18 protein-coding genes and 1 pseudogene are annotated in these 18,266 nt (G+C 67.3%); 10 read left to right on the forward strand and 9 right to left on the reverse strand.

Translation table 11 applies throughout. The features are described from left to right. Position 1 precedes the first annotated feature (1 nt). The 7 genes from ACWGCN_RS14440 (at position 2) to ACWGCN_RS14470 (ending at position 7,009) form a co-directional block, all read left to right on the forward strand. On the forward strand, positions 2-724 hold the full coding sequence (locus ACWGCN_RS14440; RefSeq protein ID WP_452457199.1) for a DUF6390 family protein: 723 nt from the start codon (positions 2-4) through the stop codon (positions 722-724). 262 nt (positions 725-986) lie between these two features. Next, positions 987-1,304: a GYD domain-containing protein gene (locus ACWGCN_RS14445; protein WP_378627985.1), complete on the forward strand. Its 318-nt coding sequence runs from the start codon at positions 987-989 to the stop codon at positions 1,302-1,304. A gap of 196 nt (positions 1,305-1,500) precedes the next feature. Beyond that, positions 1,501-2,133 (forward strand): HAD family acid phosphatase, encoded by a 633-nt coding sequence (locus ACWGCN_RS14450; protein WP_378987280.1) that lies wholly within the window; start codon positions 1,501-1,503, stop codon positions 2,131-2,133. 77 nt (positions 2,134-2,210) lie between these two features. Continuing rightward, positions 2,211-2,642, forward strand: a complete 432-nt coding sequence (locus tag ACWGCN_RS14455) for a DoxX family protein (protein WP_452457198.1) — start codon at positions 2,211-2,213, stop codon at positions 2,640-2,642. 516 nt (positions 2,643-3,158) lie between these two features. Then, positions 3,159-5,315 (forward strand): elongation factor G-like protein EF-G2, encoded by a 2,157-nt coding sequence (locus tag ACWGCN_RS14460; RefSeq protein WP_452457197.1) that lies wholly within the window; start codon positions 3,159-3,161, stop codon positions 5,313-5,315. Positions 5,316-5,596: 281 nt separating this feature from the next. Continuing rightward, positions 5,597-5,830, forward strand: a complete 234-nt coding sequence (locus ACWGCN_RS14465; protein WP_452457196.1) for a hypothetical protein — start codon at positions 5,597-5,599, stop codon at positions 5,828-5,830. A gap of 522 nt (positions 5,831-6,352) precedes the next feature. Next, positions 6,353-7,009 carry a nitroreductase family protein gene (locus tag ACWGCN_RS14470; protein ID WP_067453708.1) on the forward strand — a complete coding sequence of 219 codons (657 nt, stop codon included), beginning with the start codon at positions 6,353-6,355 and terminating at the stop codon, positions 7,007-7,009. 259 nt (positions 7,010-7,268) lie between these two features. Here the strand turns inward: ACWGCN_RS14470 and ACWGCN_RS14475 are convergent, their stop codons facing one another. After that, positions 7,269-7,685, reverse strand: a complete 417-nt coding sequence (locus ACWGCN_RS14475; RefSeq protein WP_452457195.1) for a hypothetical protein — start codon at positions 7,683-7,685, stop codon at positions 7,269-7,271. A gap of 460 nt (positions 7,686-8,145) precedes the next feature. Here ACWGCN_RS14475 and ACWGCN_RS14480 point away from each other — a divergent pair, with 460 nt between their 5' ends. Further along, a complete protein-coding gene (locus ACWGCN_RS14480) occupies positions 8,146-8,307 on the forward strand; it encodes a hypothetical protein (protein WP_452457194.1) in 162 nt (53 codons plus the stop codon). Positions 8,308-8,413: 106 nt separating this feature from the next. Here the strand turns inward: ACWGCN_RS14480 and ACWGCN_RS14485 are convergent, their stop codons facing one another. The 5 genes and pseudogenes from ACWGCN_RS14485 to ACWGCN_RS14505 form a co-directional block, all read right to left on the reverse strand. Further along, positions 8,414-9,058, reverse strand: a complete 645-nt coding sequence (locus ACWGCN_RS14485) for a nuclease-related domain-containing protein (RefSeq protein WP_452457193.1) — start codon at positions 9,056-9,058, stop codon at positions 8,414-8,416. A gap of 605 nt (positions 9,059-9,663) precedes the next feature. Continuing rightward, on the reverse strand, positions 9,664-10,089 hold the full coding sequence (locus ACWGCN_RS14490; protein ID WP_452457296.1) for a hypothetical protein: 426 nt from the start codon (positions 10,087-10,089) through the stop codon (positions 9,664-9,666). A gap of 52 nt (positions 10,090-10,141) precedes the next feature. Continuing rightward, positions 10,142-10,930: pseudogene (locus ACWGCN_RS14495) on the reverse strand (RNA polymerase sigma factor); the annotation flags it as partial. Then, positions 10,906-11,298: a YciI family protein gene (locus ACWGCN_RS14500; RefSeq protein ID WP_387443799.1), complete on the reverse strand. Its 393-nt coding sequence runs from the start codon at positions 11,296-11,298 to the stop codon at positions 10,906-10,908. The gene ACWGCN_RS14500 and the pseudogene ACWGCN_RS14495, both read right to left, overlap by 25 nt. 144 nt (positions 11,299-11,442) lie before the next feature. Then, positions 11,443-12,306: a universal stress protein gene (locus ACWGCN_RS14505; protein ID WP_452457192.1), complete on the reverse strand. Its 864-nt coding sequence runs from the start codon at positions 12,304-12,306 to the stop codon at positions 11,443-11,445. A gap of 204 nt (positions 12,307-12,510) precedes the next feature. On the opposite strand from ACWGCN_RS14505, the gene ACWGCN_RS14510 reads away from it, so the two are divergent. Next, positions 12,511-13,443 (forward strand): CHAD domain-containing protein, encoded by a 933-nt coding sequence (locus ACWGCN_RS14510; RefSeq protein WP_387443803.1) that lies wholly within the window; start codon positions 12,511-12,513, stop codon positions 13,441-13,443. A 3-nt stretch (positions 13,444-13,446) separates the two neighbouring features. On the opposite strand, the gene ACWGCN_RS14515 is transcribed toward ACWGCN_RS14510, so the two are convergent. The 3 genes from ACWGCN_RS14515 to ACWGCN_RS14525 all read right to left on the reverse strand — a co-directional run bounded on the left by ACWGCN_RS14515 (position 13,447) and on the right by ACWGCN_RS14525 (position 16,349). Then, on the reverse strand, positions 13,447-15,183 hold the full coding sequence (locus ACWGCN_RS14515) for a sensor histidine kinase (RefSeq protein WP_452457191.1): 1,737 nt from the start codon (positions 15,181-15,183) through the stop codon (positions 13,447-13,449). Positions 15,184-15,224: 41 nt separating this feature from the next. Beyond that, complete coding sequence (locus ACWGCN_RS14520) at positions 15,225-15,869, reverse strand: response regulator (RefSeq protein ID WP_378987241.1); 645 nt, start codon at positions 15,867-15,869, stop codon at positions 15,225-15,227. 66 nt (positions 15,870-15,935) lie between these two features. After that, positions 15,936-16,349, reverse strand: a complete 414-nt coding sequence (locus ACWGCN_RS14525; RefSeq protein WP_378987238.1) for a hypothetical protein — start codon at positions 16,347-16,349, stop codon at positions 15,936-15,938. A 127-nt stretch (positions 16,350-16,476) separates the two neighbouring features. Between ACWGCN_RS14525 and ACWGCN_RS14530 the strand changes: the two genes are divergently transcribed. After that, positions 16,477-18,189, forward strand: coding sequence for a SulP family inorganic anion transporter (locus tag ACWGCN_RS14530; RefSeq protein ID WP_452457190.1), 1,713 nt, complete (start codon positions 16,477-16,479; stop codon positions 18,187-18,189). Positions 18,190-18,266: the final 77 nt, after the last annotated feature.

An 18,266-nucleotide genomic window follows, 5' to 3' on the forward strand; every position in this document is an offset into this window, starting at 1 on the left:
GATGTTCGCCCGCTACGCCTACGCGCCCAACCGGCTCGGCTACTGCGGTCCCGCCGACGCGCGGGCGCTGCACAACGGCTCGGCCGCCGATATCCGCGCGCTGGCCCGCCAGTTCTCCGGAGCCTGGCCCTACCTGCGGGCGATGTCGAGACTGACCGGCATCGCCGATCCGCTCGACGCGCGCCTCGTCGAGTCCTATTGGCTCGGTGGCGGGATCGGCGCCGACCTCGACGCCGGCGCGTTCACCACCGAACTGCTCGCGATCATCGCGCCGATGGCCGGACACTACTGGTCGTATCTGAACGCCGATCTCGCCGAGGAAGCCGCCGCCAACCACGGATTCCACGTGTTCGGCGTGTATCCGTGGACCCGCCTGCTGGGACGTGGCGCCGACGAGCACCCGATCCGCATCCTGGACAGTTGCCGTATCACCTGGGGCACCGTGGTGGCTCGCGAAGGCGGGGCTGCTTCCGTCCGCTGTCGGCGGTTGGTCTCGGACGGTCCGCTGCTGCGGTTGTCCGGTCCAGCGCTATGGCGCGCCGAGGTCGACGACGATCACCTCGCGACGGAGGTGGCCGTCGGTGACCAAGTCGCCGTGCATTGGGGGCGCGTGTGTGGCCGCCTCGATTCCGATCAGACGCAGGCATTGGCCACCAGCACCGCACGGCAGTTGCGGGTGACCAATCGTCGGTTGGCCGACACCGCGCGTGCCGCTCTGCGATAGAGAGCATCGACGGGTCGAATCGCATGCGGTGGCTACCGAGCTCGGGATCAGCCGAACGACCAGCTACCGAGGATCCCTCGTCCGCCTCGGCGAGAGCTTCCTGTACGGCAGTTGGTTCGGTTGCGCTCTGGATTTCCGATATCGCCTCAGCTACGTTGCCGCATCGTTGCGACGACGGCGTTCGTCCTGGACGGTTTGTGGGGCGGCGGACCCGTAGGGTCGGTCTCGCCGAGATCGTCTGGAGCCGAGGAGGCTGGTGGGTATGCCCAAGTACTTGTGGCGAGTCAGCTATCTCCAAGAGGGGGCACAAGGTCTATTGGCACAGGGCGGTAGTGCGCGCCGTGCGGCCATCACGGAGATGGTGGAGAGCGTGGGTGGTCGGGTGGAAGCTTGTTATTTCGCGTTCGGCGAGGACGACTTGTTCGTCATCGGTGATGTCCCGGACGATGTCTCAGCCGCAGCGCTCGCGATTCGAACTGCGGCCGCTGGTGCCGCCGTGTCGCATACAGTGGGTCTGCTCAGCCCCGAGCAGATCGACGAAGCGATAGCTAGGGACGTTACCTACCGGCCGCCGACGTAAGTTCCGCCGCGTGACGATCACGTTCTGCTCAGCACGACCACGATGCTCCGGGTGGTAGCGGGAAGCATGATCTCAGCGCGACGTGCCGACCAGCCTTGTGCGCGTCGATGCCGACCAAGCGGGCGCGCCCGCGTAGCAGTCCCACTGCGCGAGACTTCGAAGCTGCGTGGCTCAGTCCGCTGTTAGCGTGCGAGAGATGAAACGTGTTACTGCATCGCTCGTCGTCGGTGTCGCGGCCGCGCTCCTAGCGCCATTGCCCGCCGCGGACGCCGACACCGGTTCGTCGTCTTTGTCCGGCGGCGGTTCGTCCTCGTTGTCAGGCAATCAGTCCGAATTGCCGCCGTACGCGCAGTGGATCGGCGAGATCACCCCCGTCGTGGCCGAGGCGAAGACCTACCTCGCCGGTCGGCTGCCCGGCGCGATACGGCCCGCGATCGTCTTCGACATCGACAACACGACGCTGGAAACCTCCTACAACACCGGCCTGATCATCCCGGCGATCCAGCCGGTGCTCGGCCTGGCGACCTGGGCGAAACAGAACGGCGCCGCGATCATCTTCGTCACCGGCAGGCCTGCCCTGGTCAACGCTTACTCGCAGGCGAACCTGACCTCGGTCGGCTACCCGGTCGACGCGCTGTACGGCAGCGCGCCGACCACACTGTCGGCGGGCAATTCCGGCTTGGCCGAGTACAAGACCGCGAGCCGGGCCGATATCGAGAGCAAGGGCTACACGATCGTCGCCAATTTCGGCAACAGCCCCTCGGACCTGTCCGGCGGGCATGCCGAGCGCACCTTCAAGTTCCCGGACTACAACGGCGCACTGAACTGATCCGCCTGGGTAGTCGTAAAAGCCACAAGTGGCGCGCTCGATGGGCCGTCAGGTGCGATCCCAAATCGGAAGGACCAATGTTCTCACTCACCAGCCCTTCGTCCGAGCGCCCCTCACAGCGCTTCACCCGGCTTGCACTCGGCGGTGTCATGTCGGTTGCCGGCGTCTCGCACCTGACATTCGCGCGCAGTGATTTCCAAGCGCAGGTGCCCGACTGGTTCCCCCTCGACGCCGACCTCACGGTGCTCGGCTCCGGTGTGGCCGAGATCGGATTCGGCCTCGCGCTGTTGGGCCTGCCACGCAAGCGGCGAATAACCGGGATCGCACTTGCCGCGTTCTTTATCGCGATCTTCCCGGGCAATATCGCTCAATACGTCGAGGGCACCACCGCGTTCGGCCTCGACACGGACGCCAAACGCCTGCTCCGCTTGTTCGGTCAGCCCGCGCTGATCGCCGCGGCGCTGTGGGCGGCCGGACTGCCGGAGCGCGCTGAGTTCAACCAGAAGTGACGGGCGCGCCGGACGTGGACATGATCGCCAAACGCGCAGCAGGCGGATTCGGTGCGGACGGGCCGCGGGTCGCTTTCCGGCCGTGTGCAGACCTCGAATCGCGACGCATGCAACACCAGCCCCGAATCGGCAGGTCCGTGCCCGAGACCACTGCCGAGTCGGCGGTGAGGTGGGGGAGGTGGTGAAGAACGAGGCCACTGCGACCTTGCCGGTGTAGAAGGCGGTGTCCTGCCCGGTTTCGATTGTGGTGTGGACGGTTTCAGCGGCGACAAGGAGGCGCCACGGCGTCGACGTGCCCGGCCGAGTCCGTGTGCTCGCGATCCGGCACGACACCGCAGACATCAACGTCGGCACGGCGGGCTGTCGCGGTGTCGTCCACGACCAGCGCCGCTACGTGGGCTGCGTCAGCACACGCTGAATCGAGCGCTGCAGCATCGATCCCGGAAATCGTGGACGTGTCCCTACCTGCGGTGGGAAGCTCGAAGGAGCCGGATCCCGACTCGAGGGAGCAGCGACATGGTGGACCGGACAAACGCGGCGCAGCGACCGGAGAGCATCCGGAACGTAGCGTTGGTCGGCAGCAGTGGTGCGGGCAAGACGACGCTGGTGGAGGCGCTGGCGTTGGCGACCGGGACGGTGAACCGCGCAGGCCGCGTGGAGGACGGAACATCACTGTCGGACTACGACGAGGTCGAACGGCGACAGCACAGATCTGTGCAGGTGTCGGTGGTCCCGGTGACGTGGGGCGAGGTGAAGGTCAATCTGATCGATACTCCGGGATGCCCGGATTTTGTCGGCGAACTGCGGGCCGGGTTGCGGGCGGCGGACGCGGCCCTCTTCCTGGTGTCGGCGGCCGACGGAGTGCAGGGTGTAGCGGGGCCTACGCGGGAACTGTGGGCCGAATGCGCGCGGGTGGGGATGCCGCGGGCGATCGTGATGACACATCTGGACACGGCGCGGGCGGAGTACGCGGAACTGGTGCAGACCTGTCAGGCACTGCTGACCGGGGGAGCGAGCGACACAGTCCTTCCCCTGCACCTGCCGGTCTACGGGCAGAAGACTCCCGATGGGCACCGGCCCGCGATCGGACTGCTGGAACTGCTCGAGCGACGTGTTGCCGACTATCGCAGTGGGAAACGGGTGCGCACCGAACCTTCCGCGGAACAGCTCGCGGTGATCGACCCGGCCCGCGATCGGTTGATCGAGGCGATCATCGCCGAGAGCGAAGACGAAACGCTCATGGACCTCTACCTCGACGGCGAACCCGTCGAAGTCGACACCCTGATCGGCGACCTGGAACGAGCCGTGGTGCGCGGAAGCTTCCATCCGGTGCTGTTCGCGGCACCGGCAGCTGAGGAAGCGGAGCAGGGCTTGGGCGTGCTCGAACTGCTGGAACTGATCACAGCAGGGTTCCCGACACCGATCGAACACCCGCTGTCGGCCGCGCCGCGCGGCGACGGCACCGCGCCCATCGCATTGGACTGCGATCCGGCGGCCGAACTCGCCGCGGAAATCATCCGGACCTCGTCGGACCCGTACGTGGGACGGGTATCGCTGGTGCGAGTGTTTTCCGGCACGCTGCACAGCGAGGACACCGTCCGCGTCTGCGGACCCGAGCACGATGCCGACGACCGGGTCGGCGGGGTCACCGCGCCGTTGGGGAAGCAACAGCAGACACTGACCGAGGCCGTCGCCGGCGATATCGCGTTCGTGAGCAAACTCGGCCACGCGGAAACCGGCGACACCCTCTCCGGCACCGGGAAACCCCTGCTGATCGAGCCGTGGCAGCTGCCGGAACCGTTACTGCCTGTGGCTGTTCGGGCGCAGGGCAGGGCCGATGAGGACAAGCTCTCGCAGGGTCTGACCCGGCTCGTTGCCGAGGATCCGACCCTGCGGCTGGAAAACAACGAACACACCCATCAGCTGGTGCTGTGGTGTCTGGGGGAATCCCACCGGGACGTCGCCCTGGAACGGTTGCGCGGGCGGTTCGGGGTGCGAGTGGAAGTGGAACCGTATCGGGTGGCGTTACGGGAGACGCTCGCCGCGGAAGCCGAGGGGCACGGCAAATTGGTCAAGCAGTCCGGCGGGCACGGGCAGTACGCGGTGTGCCGCATCCAGGTGGAACCACTGCCTGCGGGGGCCGGATTCGAGTTTGTCGACCGGGTGGTCGGTGGGGTAGTGCCGCGGCAGTTCATCGGGTCGGTGGAGAAAGGGGCACGGGCGCAGGCCGCGCGCGGGGTCACTCCCGGATATCCGCTGGTGGATGTGCGAGTGACACTGGTGGACGGGAAAGCGCACTCGGTGGACTCCTCCGACGCCGCCTTCCAGACCTCGGGTGCGCTCGCCCTTCGTGACGCGGCGGACGCGTCCGGGACCCTGCTGCTCGAACCGGTTGCCGCAGTGCGGGTCACGGTCCCTGACGACCAGCTGGGCGCCGTCCTCGGCGACCTGTCCACCCGGCGCGGACGCATTCTCGGCACCGAGCAGGCCGATACCGGCTTCACCCATATCCGGGCCGAGGTACCCGAACTCGAACTGAGCCGGTATGTCATCGACCTGCGATCGCTCACCCACGGGGCGGGGTCGTTCGCCCGCGGGTATTTGCGGCACGAGCCGATGCCGACCGGGGTCGCCGAAAGGGCACGCAAGGAAATCGCCGAGGCGTCGGCCTGAATCGCCGGGGCGATCGTGCAGAGCGGGTGTCCTCGACGGGCGCCGCCGATTGCTAGATGCCTTCGAGTTCGGGCGATTTCGCTGGAGCCCTGAGTGCACAGGTCAGATGAGAAGAACCACCGAGCTCGGTCGGGGTTTCATCGCCGGTATCGACCTGGCGCAACGTGTGCGGCATGGTGCGGGCGGCATCAGCGATGATGTGGGCGGCACGGGCAACCCCCCGAAATCGGGGGGTTTCGATCCATGTCTAAATACTTGTGTTTCACACTAGGCTCGCTCGCATGCTCGTGAAACGCTTTGCTGCCCTTGCCATCGCGGTCGCCGCGTTCGGCGCCGCCTCCACCGGACTCGCCGTCGCCGTGCCCGAAACACCGACGCAGCCCACCATCAGCCACACCGCCGCAGCCGAACCGGTCGTCCTGCAGACCGGCTCGGCCGTAATCGATCTACTCGCGTACATCGCGGCGGGCTGCATCGGCAGCTGGAGCCCGGTCCCGCCCGCGCACTGCGTCTGACATCGACCAGGCGGGCCCGTCGGACGATCCGCGGGCCCGTTCCACACTGAACGCGCGCCCATGCCGACTATGTAATGTCGGCTAGGGCCTGCTCGAGCTGAGTCCTATGGTCTGGGGATGGCCCTCGATGCTCGGTATCAAGCAGTTCCTTACGAACCGCTGCTCGAACGCGCGATGCGTGATCGTGAGGCCGCCGAGAACGCGATCCAGTTTTTCAGCAGCTTGGCTACGGCCTGAGGTCGTGACGAAAGATCAACGGCACGACATGATTTCGAAAGCCTGCATCGGTGGAATGTCCGCACTTGCCGAGTTGAGCGTGGTGTGACGGGCGGGAGCTGCGGTGCGCCGGATCGAGGCTTGGGCAAGATCTGGCCTGCGGAGCTGATCGCATCGGTGAACAGCGATTTCGTGGTGTGCTGGGGGATGGCGATGCCCGTGAAGGGATCTTCGCATACTTTGATATGCGCACCGTCGACTATATGACGGGGCGATCCTGATACCGAGCGCAAGATGGGAGAACGTATGACTGTCGAGTTCCCGCATCTCGACCTGTCCGCGGACGAGGTACTGACCACGACCCGGTCGGTGCGCAAACGTCTCGACCTGGATCGGCCGGTACCGCTGGAGGTGGTCACCGACGCATTGGAGGTGGCGCTCCAGGCGCCGTCGGGCAGTAACCTGCAAGGCTGGCATTGGATCGTGCTGACCGATCCCGAGCCCAAGAAGATCGTGGCGGAGTACTACCGCAAGTCCTACACCGCCTACGCTGCGGCGGGTGCGGCCGTGCGGCAGGCGAAGCCACCGAAGGACGCCGATACCGCGGAGAAGGTGGCTTCGAGTGCGACCTATCTGGCCGAGGTGATGGAGCAGGTACCGGTGCTGGTGATCGGTGCGATCCACGTTCCGGGTGGGCAGCTGCCGGAGGGGAACCAGGCCGGTCTGTGGGGTTCGCTGCTCCCCGCCGCCTGGAGCTTCGCGCTCGCACTGCGTGAGCGCGGCCTCGGGTCTGCGTGGACCTCACTGCATCTGGAGTACGAACGAGAGGTCGCCGAGGCGCTGGGAGTTCCCCCGAGTGTTCGGCAGGGTGTGCTCTTGCCTGTTGCCTACACGAAGGGCACCGACTTCAAGCTCGCCAAACGCGCCCCGCTCGACACAGTACTGCACGTCAACAAATGGTAGTGCTGAGTCGATTCGCCCGCAGCTTCGTCTACGCCGGCGGTCGAGAAGCTCTACTCGGCAGCGGCGGGTAGATAGGTCGGTCTTTCCGGACTGCGCAACACGTTCACTCTTGCGGTCTCGGTCCGCTGTTCTGACACTGTTCGGCGGCGTTGACCTCGACGCTGTTGACTTCGGTGGCGGGGCCCGAGCCAGGCTCGGAACCCGTAGGCTCGATCGGTCCACGCCCGCTCGACCTCTGCGACGCCGTGCTGTGGTCGGGTCAGTGCGTCACGGCGTCGGCGGAGCGCTCACCGAAGGGATGTCGCCAGGTGCGGCGTGCGCTCGCACTACGCGGTGTCTTCGCGAGCACGGTCCCCTTCTCCTTCGGTTCGGCCGAAGGACGGAAGGTCCGCCCGCTCGTGCCGGTGCGACGGGCGAGCCGAAGATCGGCCTTGGTCTGACGCAGGCGCTGCGACGAACGGTGCGCGCCGGCGGTGAGCAGGACCAGGCCGAGCATGCCGAGGGCTCCGAGCACGACCGCGCACAGGAACAACGTGCCCGACGTTGCGGTGATGTGGTAGCCGAGCAGGCTGAAGTCGTCGCTGAGCGTGTGGGCGGGTCCGCTGTTGCTCAGCACGCCCGCCGTGCCGATCACCACCGCGGCGATGAGCAGGACCAGGCCGAGGAAAACAATCATGACAGTCTCCGAATCCGGTTACACCGGTATACGTGTGGTGCCGCCCGCCCGCCGGCCGCGTGCGAGTCGACCCGATGAGCGGACCGACGATCGTGATGCCACGGTGCACAGCGACCCGGCGTCACCGCCCTTCACTCCGTGGAATACCCCGATCCGAGCGGGCGACGCAGCTGCCGGGGCGCGATCGTCGAGATGTCACCGCTGGCGACCGGAAGGCCGGTCGCCGAAAGCCTCACCGCGGCTCCGCGATTCGGGGTGGTACCGGCAGGGTGCGGTCGGCGAACCGCCGCAGCACAAGTACCGCGAAGAGCCCGTTCGGCCTGAGCCTCTCGCAGCTGATGCTCAGCTTCGCCGCGCGGCGACGACCCGCGCACGTTGCTGCTCATAGCGCCGGGCTGGGTGAAGACCGATCTGGGCGGCCCCAGCGCACACCTGAACATCGACGAGTCCATGCCACACCATGGGTGCGGGCTCGGATAGCGCCCCCGCCGCCGATACTGTCGCTCAGTACCTGCTGGCCACCGTCGCTGTGCCGACTTGGTGGCGAACGTGGATCAACCCGATAGTACTGCTGCTGGGCATCGGTCTCGCGTACGCGTCGACGGTGTTCGCCGTGCGCTGACATGGACGGGTCTCGCCTGTCACGCTCGAGGAAACGCTCTCGAACTGCAGCCCACCGAACTACCGGGGCCGACCACAGCGCACCGCAGTCGGCCCAAGTGTCCGGGTTATGCGCGCCTGCGGATCGGTTCGCCGAGCGCGTCGGCAAGGATGGTCGGGTTGTTCTGGAACAGCGGGCCCAGGCCGAGTCTGGTCAGCACGCGCGCGACCTGGTCGCTGTCCCAGCGGGCTGGTTCGGCGTGGTCCAGGTGTAGGTAGTAGCGCCACACGCCGTAGTCCTCGATCACGATGTCGATCATCGGTGGGGTGTGAGCGCAGTCCAGGCGCGGAACCTGCTGCCTCGGAAGCAACATCACCAGTGCCATCCCGTGGACGAGACACTGTTCGCCGGTCACCTCGGTGATCCAGTTCTTGGTGGCCAGGCTCGCTGCGCGGGCCTGCTCGGCCGGGTTGTGGCCGGTGTCGTTGCCGTACAGGTCTGCGACACGACCGTCGTCCATGTGCCACGGCCCGTTCGGTGGCACCACCAGCACTCCGTCCTGGCGCCGGCGAAAGCCCTTGATCTCGGTGGCGATACAACGTTGCGGTGTCCAGACCAGAGCGTCGACCTGACGGGAGCGGCGGCCGCGGCCGGGGACCTCGACGTTGAGCACCGCGACACCGGGCTGTTTCGGGCTGGCTTGGACCCAGTTGGCGAAACGCAGCTCGGCACCGGACAGATCCCGGCGCCGGTTGTTGACCAGCAGCAGCATGCCTCTGCACCCCCGTTCGGTCCCCGTCGGCGAGCCACTCCCGCCCGGCTACGTGGAACCTGTCGCACCAACAGTATCGGCTGAGAATGACTGCGCTGGTGGCGATTTCGGCTACGGTGAAGCCGCAGGAGTCGAGCATCCGGGCGCCGCGAGTCGGTGGCGGTGCACGACCCCGGCTCGCTTCGTCGCTCTCGGTGAGGCGGTGGACATGCTGCGCATCGTGGAGGGATACGACAAGGGCTACTACGCGCACTTGCGCCGATCGAGCGCAGCGATCAGGTCGGGAACCTGTGGCTCGATCTCGGCGCTGACCAACGCCATAGATTCTCGGAGTTCGCCGCCCACTTCGATCCGGCGACACTCGGCGCCGAGCCTGCTCGCACTGCCGGCGAGCTGTTACTGCCGGAACCCCGTATGTCTCCGGTCCAGGGAGGGATCGGGCAGGTCGACGATCTCGAGAACCTCCGGGCCGCCGAAGCGGCTGAACTGCGCTGCGCGCATGACGCACTCCTTCCTCAGAAGAAGTAGCGGATCCGTCGATACCGCGTGTGTGGGCACCCCTGTCCGGCCCGAGGCACGTTTCGACTCCATTACCTCAACCCGCGTCATTCTCGGCCGGCGAGGCGACGCATCCGATCGTTGAGGTACCGCTGTTCAGGGACGCTGGTGGCGAGTTGGGCGGCCCTCCGATAGCTTTCGACGGCGCCGGTCCGGTCGCCGATCATTTCCAGTAGGTGTGCGCGTACCGCGTGGGTTCGGTGATGACGCCGCATCGACGGGTTGTCGAGCAGGGGAGCGATCAGGTCCAATCCCTGCTTCGGGCCAAAAGCCATGCTGATGGCGATGGCCCGGTTGAGCGTCACCACCGGGCTGGGTCCCACTCGGTCGAGCATGTCGTAAAGGATGCTGATCTGCCGCCAGTCCGTGCTCTCCCACGTGGGCGACTCCGCGTGCACGGCAGCGATCGCCGCCTGCAACTGGAACCGGCCGACATGGCCGCGGGGCAGGACCCGCTCCAGGAATTGCGACACCTTCCGCAATCAGGTCCCGGTCCCACCGGGAACGATTCTGTTCCGCCAACGGGATCAGGTTGCCGTTCTCGGTGCGGGTCTCCGCTCGCGAGTGGGTGAGCAGCATCAGCGCCAGAGCGCCCGCCACCTCGTCGTGATCCGGTATCGCACAATGCAATTGACGGGTCAGCCGGATTGCTTCACCGGTCAGACTCCAATCCACCAGTGCGCCACCGGCAGAACGGGTGTGACCCTCGGTGAACAGCAGGTGGCACACATCGAGTACCGACGTGACGCGCGAGGGCAAGTCCTGTTCGCTCGGGAGCTCGAACACAGCACCGGCCGACCTCAGGATCGACCGAGCCCGGGTGAGACGTTGCGTCATGGTCCGGTGCGGAACCAGGTAAGCGGCAGCGATCTCGCGGGTTCCCAGTCCACCGACGGCGTGCAGAGTCAACGCAACCTGCGAGGAGCGGCTGAGACTCGGGTGACAGCACAGAACGAACATCTGCAGCATGTCGTCGCAGTCGCCGGCAGTCGCCTGATCCGCCGACGGCGCGATGTACGCGCCGCCGGGCTGTGCGACGGCCACCGCCTCTTCGCGCCCAGCCCGTGCGCGGTCGGCCCGTAACCGATCGATCAATCGCCGCGACGCCACGGTGATGAGCCAGCCGCGTGGATTGGCAGGCACCCCGTCGCGACACCACTGCACCGCCGCCGCCTCGGCTGCTTCCTGGGCCGCGTCCTCGCAGTCTGCGAAGTCACCATGCCTGCGCAGCAGGGCAGCGAGGACGTGCGGCGACTCGTGCCGCCACACGTCCTCCACCACCGGGTCACTCACTGGTCGTCGCCGCCCGGCCACATCGTCGGCCGCAGTTCGACGGTTTCGCCAGGGCCGGCGAATTGCGCGGCGATCTCCTCGGCGCGGGTGCGGTTTTCCACATCTATGAGGAAGAACCCCGCCAGATGCTCCTTGGCCTCCGAATACGGCCCATCGGTTACCAGCGGTTTGCTGTCACTCCACCGATACAGCCGCGATGATTCGGGCGCCCCGAGGGCTTCGCCCGTCAGCAACTCGCCCTTCTCCTGCATCTCGCCGAGCAGCTTCTCGAAATCGGAGTTCATTTGACCCCGCTGCTCCTGCGACATCGTCTGGTACTCGGGCAGGTAGTCACCCGTCGGATGTCCCCAGGGCTGCGGATTGGAGTGAATCAGGATCACGTATTTCATCACGACTCCTTCGCGATCGCGGATGCGCCGGATGACCCATCCTTACCTGAACGTCGGAGTCCACGCCCTGATATCGACATCCCAATTGCATTCGCCTACCCGCCGTGCGAGGGCGAGGTTCCGCGCAGCGCACGTAGTTCAATTTCAGGTGGTGGGCCTGGCGATGATGAGCGGGCATTCGGCGCTGTGCAGTACCGCCTGGGAGACCGAGCCCAGAGTCATGCCGGCGAATCCGCGACGGCCGTGGCTGCCGACGACGACGAGTTGTGCGGCTGCGGAGGCGGTGAGGATCGCTTCGGCGGGCAGTTCCTCTGCGACGACGCGCTCGACCGACACCTCGGGGTACTTCTCGGCGTAGCCGGCCAGGCATTCCGACAACACCGCTTCGGCCTCGGTCTGCATGGTCGTGCGCGCTTCGTAGCGGTAGAACTCCGACCAGGTATGGACTGCCACCAAACCCGCACCGCGTTGTGCGGCCTCATCGAACGCGATCGCGATCGCGTCGGCGCTGCAGGGCGAACCGTCGACACCGACCACCACCGCGCCGGTGTCGGCTACCGTTTCCGGAATCACCGCGACGGGGCATTCGGCGTGGCAGGCGAGTGATGTGCTGACCGAGCCGAGCAGGGTGCGACGCACTGCGCCGAGCCCACGGCTCCCGACGACCACCAGCCGCGCCGATCTGCTGCGCTCGCGCAGCACGGAAACCGGGGAACCGGACACCGCGGCAGTGGAGATGACGGTCCGGGCGATGAGGGGGACCTTCGCGGCCGTTGCCGCAGCCGCGGCGACGATGGATTCGCCGTGGGTGCGTAGCTGTTCCGCATCGTAGAGTGGCCCGACGAGGCCCGGCCCGTAGTCGACCGGGACATCGATGGCGTAGACGAGCTGCAGCGAGGTGCGGTGCCGCGCGGCGTATTCGGCAGCCCAGCGCAGGGCGATGCGGGACTGCTGCGATCCGTCGACGCCGACGACGACCGGCCGGTTCGGGTGTCCAGGAGTGAACATGATGTGGGCCTTTCTGTTTCCTCCACTGTGAGCCTGGCTTTCGCAGCGCAGCAGGGTCAGATGGCCCGTGCGGAGAGGAACTAGGTCGTCGGCGAGAACACCCCGATCGGGGACCTGCGGGGGGCGAACGACCCTGGGCGGGTGACGGTGTTGCGAGCAGGGTGGAGACAGAACCGTTCACCCACTCAGCAAGGCAGGTTTGCGATGAAGACCGAGAGCCCTCTCACCGTCGATGTCCGCGAGCCCGCGTCGGTGAGCACGTTGCTGGCCGGCTACCTGCACACGCAGCGCGAGACGATCCTGGATGGTCAGATCACGGTCGAGGCGCACGACGATCCGGATTCGGTCCCCGCCATGGTGATCGCGGCGCGGCGGGCCCGTAGCGTCCTGAGCGCACACCGGCGAACCGTTCATGCCGAGCCGGAGGTGCGCAGACTGATCGAGGAACTGCGCTGGTTCGGTATCAGCGTCGGCGCGGCCCACGAGCTGCGGACACAGTCGGCGCGATTGCACGCCGCCGTTGATGTGCTGCGTCCGCGCTATGTCCGCGGACCGGTGCGCGCCAGGATCAGCGAGTACTTCGGGGAACGAACCAGACTCGCCTGGATGGCCGCCTGTGACCTGCTCGGATCGGCCCGGTTTCCCGCGATGATCGAGGACCTGATGGCCGAGGAACGATTGCTGTGCGGCGGCGTTGTCGCGGGGATCGACGATGTCGACAACACCGTGGTGCTCGGCGCGTTGCTCGATCGGGTCAGGTCGCGCATGCGTGCGGTCGACTCGGCGGGGGAGGAAGACGCCCGCGACGCGGCGATCCACGCATTGCGCAAAGCGATTCGGCGCACCCGCTACTACCTCGAGAGCGTGCGCAATCTCGCGCCGGCGCGCACCGCGCAGGCATGCGGGGGCATGACCGCGATACAAGATCTGCTCGGCGAGCACCAGGACGCGGTGGTGGCCAAACACCACCTGGTCCAGATCGCCAGGGAAGCTGAGAACGCCGACGAACCGACATTCACCTACGGGTTGCTGTTGCAGCGCGAAATCGACCGGACCGAGCAATGCTCGGCGGACTTGCCGTCGGCCTACTGGCGATCACTGCGTGATGCCCGGGTGATGGCGGACGTGCACGCGTAGAAATCAGTCCAGCGGTGCCGTCCAGCGCATGGTGGTTCCACCCTGGGGCCTCGGTGTGATGGTGAAGGTCCCGCCCATCTCCGCGGCGCGGGCCGCCAGATTGGCCAGGCCACTGCGGCGGCCGATCTCGGGGTCGATACCGGTCCCGTCATCGGTGACCTCGATCGACACCTCGTCGCGCACGGTGAGCTCCACCGCCACCGTGCTCGCCTTCGCGTGCCGCACGACATTGCTCACCGCCTCGCGCAGGACGGCTTCGACATGATCGGACAGCGGTGGCTCGAGCACGGTGACCGGCCCGGCCAGCCGGACCGTGGTGCGCAGGCCGATCTCGTCGGTCATATCGGTGATGATGTCGTGCAGGCGTTTGCGATAGGTCGAGGAGTCGGTGGTGGTGTTGCTCTGCAGGTCGAAGATCGAGAAGCGGATGTCCTGCACGATCGCCTGAATGTCGTCGATGGTCTCGTCGAGACGCCCGCGCACCTCGGTCGACCTCGCTCGCTGCATCGTGCCCTGCAGTGACAGGCCGACCGCGAAGAGGCGCTGGATGACGTGGTCGTGCAGGCCGCGGGCGATGCGGTCGCGGTCGGCATAGACGTCGAGTTCGCGCATCCGGCGCTGGGTGTCGGCCAGCTGCAACGCGACCGCGGCCTGGTCGGCGTAGGTAGTCATCAGCGCCTGGTCGATCGCGCTGAGCTGCGCCGCACCGGCGGGAAACACCGAGGTCAGGACGCCGGTGACCGAGCCGTTCGCACGCAGGGGCAAGGTGAGGACCGGCCCGAAATCGTCGACCGAGTCGAAGATCGGGGTCTGGGTGGGGGAGTCGGCGGCGACGGTGCGCCCGGACCGGAACGCCTCGGCCGAGTGCGAATCCTCGAGTGGGATGTGCTTGCCGATCAGGCTGCCGGCATCGATCCCGGCGGCGGCGACCACGACCAGTTCGGTGATCTCGTCGGGGGGAACATCCGGGTCTTCGGGCAGCGCGAGAAATGTGCAGGCCGAATCGGTGAGGGCGCGTCCGCGTTCGGCGACCAGGCCGAGCACGTCGGCGGACGGGCTGCCCGCCAGTAGTTCGGTCGCCACATCGCGGATGGCTTCGAGCCACTGCTGGCGGACGCGCGATTGTTCGTAGAGCCGGGCGTTCTCGATCGCGATGCCCGCGGCGGCGGCGAGCGCCTGCACCACCACCTCATCGTCTTCGGTGAATTCTTGACCGCCCGCCTTCTCGGTCAGATACAGATTGCCGAACACCTCGTCGCGCACCTTCACCGGCACGCCGAGGAAGGTCCGCATAGGTGGGTGGTTGGCGGGGAAGCCGACCGAGGACGGGTGGTCGGAAAGATTGGACAGCCGAATGGGTTTCGGGTCGGCGATGAGCAGGCCGAGGACGCCGTGCCCGCGGGGCAGGTCGCCGATCAGCACCCGGGTGCGATCGTCGATGCCCTCGTAGACGAACTCGGCGAGCTGATTGCTGTTCTTCTCGGTTTCCCGCACGCCCAGTGCGCCGTAGCCGGCGTCGACGAGTTCGATCGCGGTGTGCACGATGGTGCGCAGGGTGTTGTCCAGGTTGAGCCCCGCGGTGATCACGAGCATGGCTTCCATCAGCCGGTCCATCCGGTCGCGCACATCGACGATCTGGGCGATCCGGTCCTGGACTTCGGCGAGCAGTTCACGCAACCGCAGCTGGGACAGGGTCTCGGTCACCGGCGCCCGGCCACTGGCCCCTGACGTGTTGTCCATAGGGCGCATTCTTCCACGCCGGGGGTGGGTGGCGACGGCTGTTACCTGCGCTGTTCCCGATTCAGGTCGGCCGCCATGACCGCGGCCTGGGTCCGGCGCTCGACACCCAGTTTGGTCAGCAACCGGGACACATAATTCTTGACGGTTTTCTCGGCGAGGAACATGCGCGCGGCGATCTGCCGGTTCGTCAGACCCTCGCCCAGCAGCGACAGCAGCGTGCGTTCCTGTTCGGTCAGGGTCGCCAGCGGGCCGGTCTTCTCCTCCGCTTCCGAGCGCAGCTTGGCCATCAGGGCGGCCGCGGCCCGATTGTCGAGCAATGACTTGCCTTCGCCGACCTCGCGCACGGCGCTGATCAGTTCCAGGCTTCTGATGTCCTTGACGACATAGCCGCTCGCACCGGCCAGAATGGCGTCGAGCATGGCCTGTTCGTCGGTGAACGAGGTCAGGATCAGGCAGCGCAGCTCGGGTTCGGTCGAGAGCAGTTCACGGCACAGTTCGATGCCGTTGCCGTCGGGTAATCGGACGTCGAGCACGACCACGTCGGGGCGCAGTGCCGGGATGCGGGCGAGGGCTTGCGAGCAGGATCCGGCCTCGCCGATCACCTCGAGATCGGGTTCGAGGGCGATCAGGTCGCCCACGCCGCGCCGGACGATCTCGTGGTCGTCGACCAGGAACACCGTGATCATCGCTGACTCGCTCTCGCCTCGGTCGGGCTGTTGTCTCCCATCTTCGCGCATCATCGTCGGCTCGGTTCAGCGTCGAATCGCGGAGCGGTGGGTGAGCGGTGGGGCGCCGAGGGTGGCGATCGTGACGGCCAGGACCACACACAGCGGCTGCAGCCAGCTGAATTCCCGCAAGATCAACAGCTGCAACAGGATCCAGCCGATCAGCGCGCAGGCGGCGATCATCGCCGTCTGCGCGGTGCGCTTGTCCTCGCGGGCGGCATCGAGGGTGACGACCGTCATCGGCAGACCGACCACGAGTGCCAGCAGCACCCCGGCCAGGATCGGGCTCTGCCACGGCAACCGGTCCTCGGCTGTCGGTCCGAGCGTCAGCGCCCCAGTGATCAGGGCGAGCGCCCCTGCGAGCGCCCACGTGGCCAGGAAGCCGGTGATCAGGCACAGGACGGACCGACGGGGGTCGAATCGTCGCAGGTAGGTGGACATGGGTAAAGCCTCGCGCGTTCGGGCCGGTCACCGGCAGGGCCGAAGGTCACGCGGAACAAGGACCCGGGTCCCGATCCGGTGACGTTCAGCTGTCTCGGCACCGGGTTCGGCGCACAATGCTGGGACGGTGTGGACACGTGTGCTGCCGGGTCTTCGGCAATTCCAGGGTTATCGACGGGCGTGGCTGCGTTCGGACGTGGTCGCGGGCGTGACGGTCGCCGCGTACCTGATCCCGCAGGTCATGGCCTATGCCACGGTCGCCGGACTGCCGCCGGTGGTGGGGCTGTGGGCGGCGGTCGCCCCGCTGGCGGTGTACGCGCTGCTGGCGACTTCACGACAACTGTCGGTCGGACCCGAGTCGACCACCGCACTCCTCACCGCGGTGACCTTGGCACCGCTGGCCGCGGGCGACCCGGAACGGTATGCGGCGCTCGCCGCGGCGCTGGCGCTGCTGGTCGGGCTGGTGTGCCTGCTGGGAGCACTGGTGCGACTCGGGGTGCTCGCGGATCTGCTCTCGTATCCGGTGCTGGTCGGGTATCTGGCGGGGACCGCCGGGCTGATGATCGTCGGCCAGCTGGGGCAGGTCACGGGCGTGCCGGTCACCGGGACGTCGGTCACCGCGCAATTGCGCTCGTTCGTAGCCGAAATCGACCAGTGGCATCCCGCGACCGCCGCGGTGGCGGGTTCGGTGCTGGTCCTGCTCCTGCTCCTGGTGATGGCGAAATGGACACCGCGCGCACCGGGCCCGCTGATCGCGGTACTGGCCGCGACCGTCGCGGTGGCGGTGATCTCGCCGCAGCGGCTCGGGATCAGCGTGATCGGCGCGGTTCCCGCCGGTCTGCCGACGCCGGCGTTTCCGGGTGTCGGTGTCGATGAGGTGTCCGCGTTGCTGCTGCCCGCCGTCGGCATCGCGGTGGTCGCCTTCTCCGACAACGCACTGACCGGGCGGGCGTTCGCGGCGCGCCACGGCACCCATGTGCAGGCCGATACCGAGCTGGCGGCACTGGGGGCGACGAATGTGGCCACCGCGCTGACCAACGGATTCCCGGTGAGCTGCAGCGGGAGCCGCACCACCATCGCCGACCTGCTCGGTGCGCGCACGCAGCTCTACGCGCTCGTGACTCTCGCCTCGGTGCTGGTCGTACTGTTCGGCGCGGGCGGCGTGCTGGCCGGATTCCCCTATGCCGCGCTGGGCGCGCTGGTCGTCTACGCGGCGCTTCGGCTGATCGATGTGGCCGAGTTCCGCCGGATCGCCCGCTTCCGGCGCAGCGAACTGGTGCTCGCGCTGGGAACCGTGCTCGCCGTGCTGGTGCTCGGTGTGCTCTACGGCGTTCTCGTCGCGATCGCCCTGTCGGTGTTCGACCTGCTACGCCGCCTCGCCCGCGCGCACGACGCGGTGCTCGGATTCGTTCCCGGTCTCGCGGGCATGCACGACGTGGACGACTACCCCGACGCGAAACCCGTTGCGGGACTGGTGGTCTACCGCTACGACGCGCCACTGTGCTTCGCCAACGCCGAGGATTTCCGCAAGCGGGCGCTCGCCGCCGTCGGGTGGTGGCGCGAGCGAAGCGGGGAACCGGTGCGCTGGTTCGTGCTCAGCGCCGAGGCCAATGTCGAAGTAGATCTCACCGCGCTCGACGCGGTCGAACAGGTGCGTGCCGAGCTGGTCTCGCGCGGGATCGTCTTCGCGATGGCGCGGGTCAAACAGGATCTACGCGAGGAGCTCGATGCGAGCGGGCTCACCGAACGCATCGGTCCCGATCGGCTGTTCCCCACGCTGGCAACCGGGGTGGCGGCGTTCCGATCCGATCCGGGGCCGATCGGCCCGGTCGCGCGATGACCTTGTCCCCTGATACGGCGGGCCGGACCCGACGATGCTCGATGTCGAGAGCGCGATCGTCACGCGATCGCGATGAC

Source organism: Nocardia sp. NPDC055050, from assembly GCF_053608345.1.

Excerpts from the sequence above, each read along its gene's own strand:
- ACWGCN_RS14440 (WP_452457199.1), top strand. The coding sequence starts at position 2 with ATGTTCGCCCGCTACGCCTACGCGCCCAACCGGCTCGGCTACTGCGGT.
- ACWGCN_RS14445 (WP_378627985.1), top strand. The coding sequence starts at position 987 with ATGCCCAAGTACTTGTGGCGAGTCAGCTATCTCCAAGAGGGGGCACAA.
- ACWGCN_RS14450 (WP_378987280.1), top strand. The coding sequence starts at position 1,501 with ATGAAACGTGTTACTGCATCGCTCGTCGTCGGTGTCGCGGCCGCGCTC.
- ACWGCN_RS14455 (WP_452457198.1), top strand. The coding sequence starts at position 2,211 with ATGTTCTCACTCACCAGCCCTTCGTCCGAGCGCCCCTCACAGCGCTTC.
- ACWGCN_RS14460 (WP_452457197.1), top strand. The coding sequence starts at position 3,159 with ATGGTGGACCGGACAAACGCGGCGCAGCGACCGGAGAGCATCCGGAAC.
- ACWGCN_RS14465 (WP_452457196.1), top strand. The coding sequence starts at position 5,597 with ATGCTCGTGAAACGCTTTGCTGCCCTTGCCATCGCGGTCGCCGCGTTC.
- ACWGCN_RS14470 (WP_067453708.1), top strand. The coding sequence starts at position 6,353 with ATGACTGTCGAGTTCCCGCATCTCGACCTGTCCGCGGACGAGGTACTG.
- ACWGCN_RS14475 (WP_452457195.1), bottom strand. The coding sequence starts at position 7,685 with ATGATTGTTTTCCTCGGCCTGGTCCTGCTCATCGCCGCGGTGGTGATC.
- ACWGCN_RS14480 (WP_452457194.1), top strand. The coding sequence starts at position 8,146 with ATGGGTGCGGGCTCGGATAGCGCCCCCGCCGCCGATACTGTCGCTCAG.
- ACWGCN_RS14485 (WP_452457193.1), bottom strand. The coding sequence starts at position 9,058 with ATGCTGCTGCTGGTCAACAACCGGCGCCGGGATCTGTCCGGTGCCGAG.
- ACWGCN_RS14500 (WP_387443799.1), bottom strand. The coding sequence starts at position 11,298 with ATGAAATACGTGATCCTGATTCACTCCAATCCGCAGCCCTGGGGACAT.
- ACWGCN_RS14505 (WP_452457192.1), bottom strand. The coding sequence starts at position 12,306 with ATGTTCACTCCTGGACACCCGAACCGGCCGGTCGTCGTCGGCGTCGAC.
- ACWGCN_RS14510 (WP_387443803.1), top strand. The coding sequence starts at position 12,511 with ATGAAGACCGAGAGCCCTCTCACCGTCGATGTCCGCGAGCCCGCGTCG.
- ACWGCN_RS14515 (WP_452457191.1), bottom strand. The coding sequence starts at position 15,183 with ATGGACAACACGTCAGGGGCCAGTGGCCGGGCGCCGGTGACCGAGACC.
- ACWGCN_RS14520 (WP_378987241.1), bottom strand. The coding sequence starts at position 15,869 with ATGATCACGGTGTTCCTGGTCGACGACCACGAGATCGTCCGGCGCGGC.
- ACWGCN_RS14525 (WP_378987238.1), bottom strand. The coding sequence starts at position 16,349 with ATGTCCACCTACCTGCGACGATTCGACCCCCGTCGGTCCGTCCTGTGC.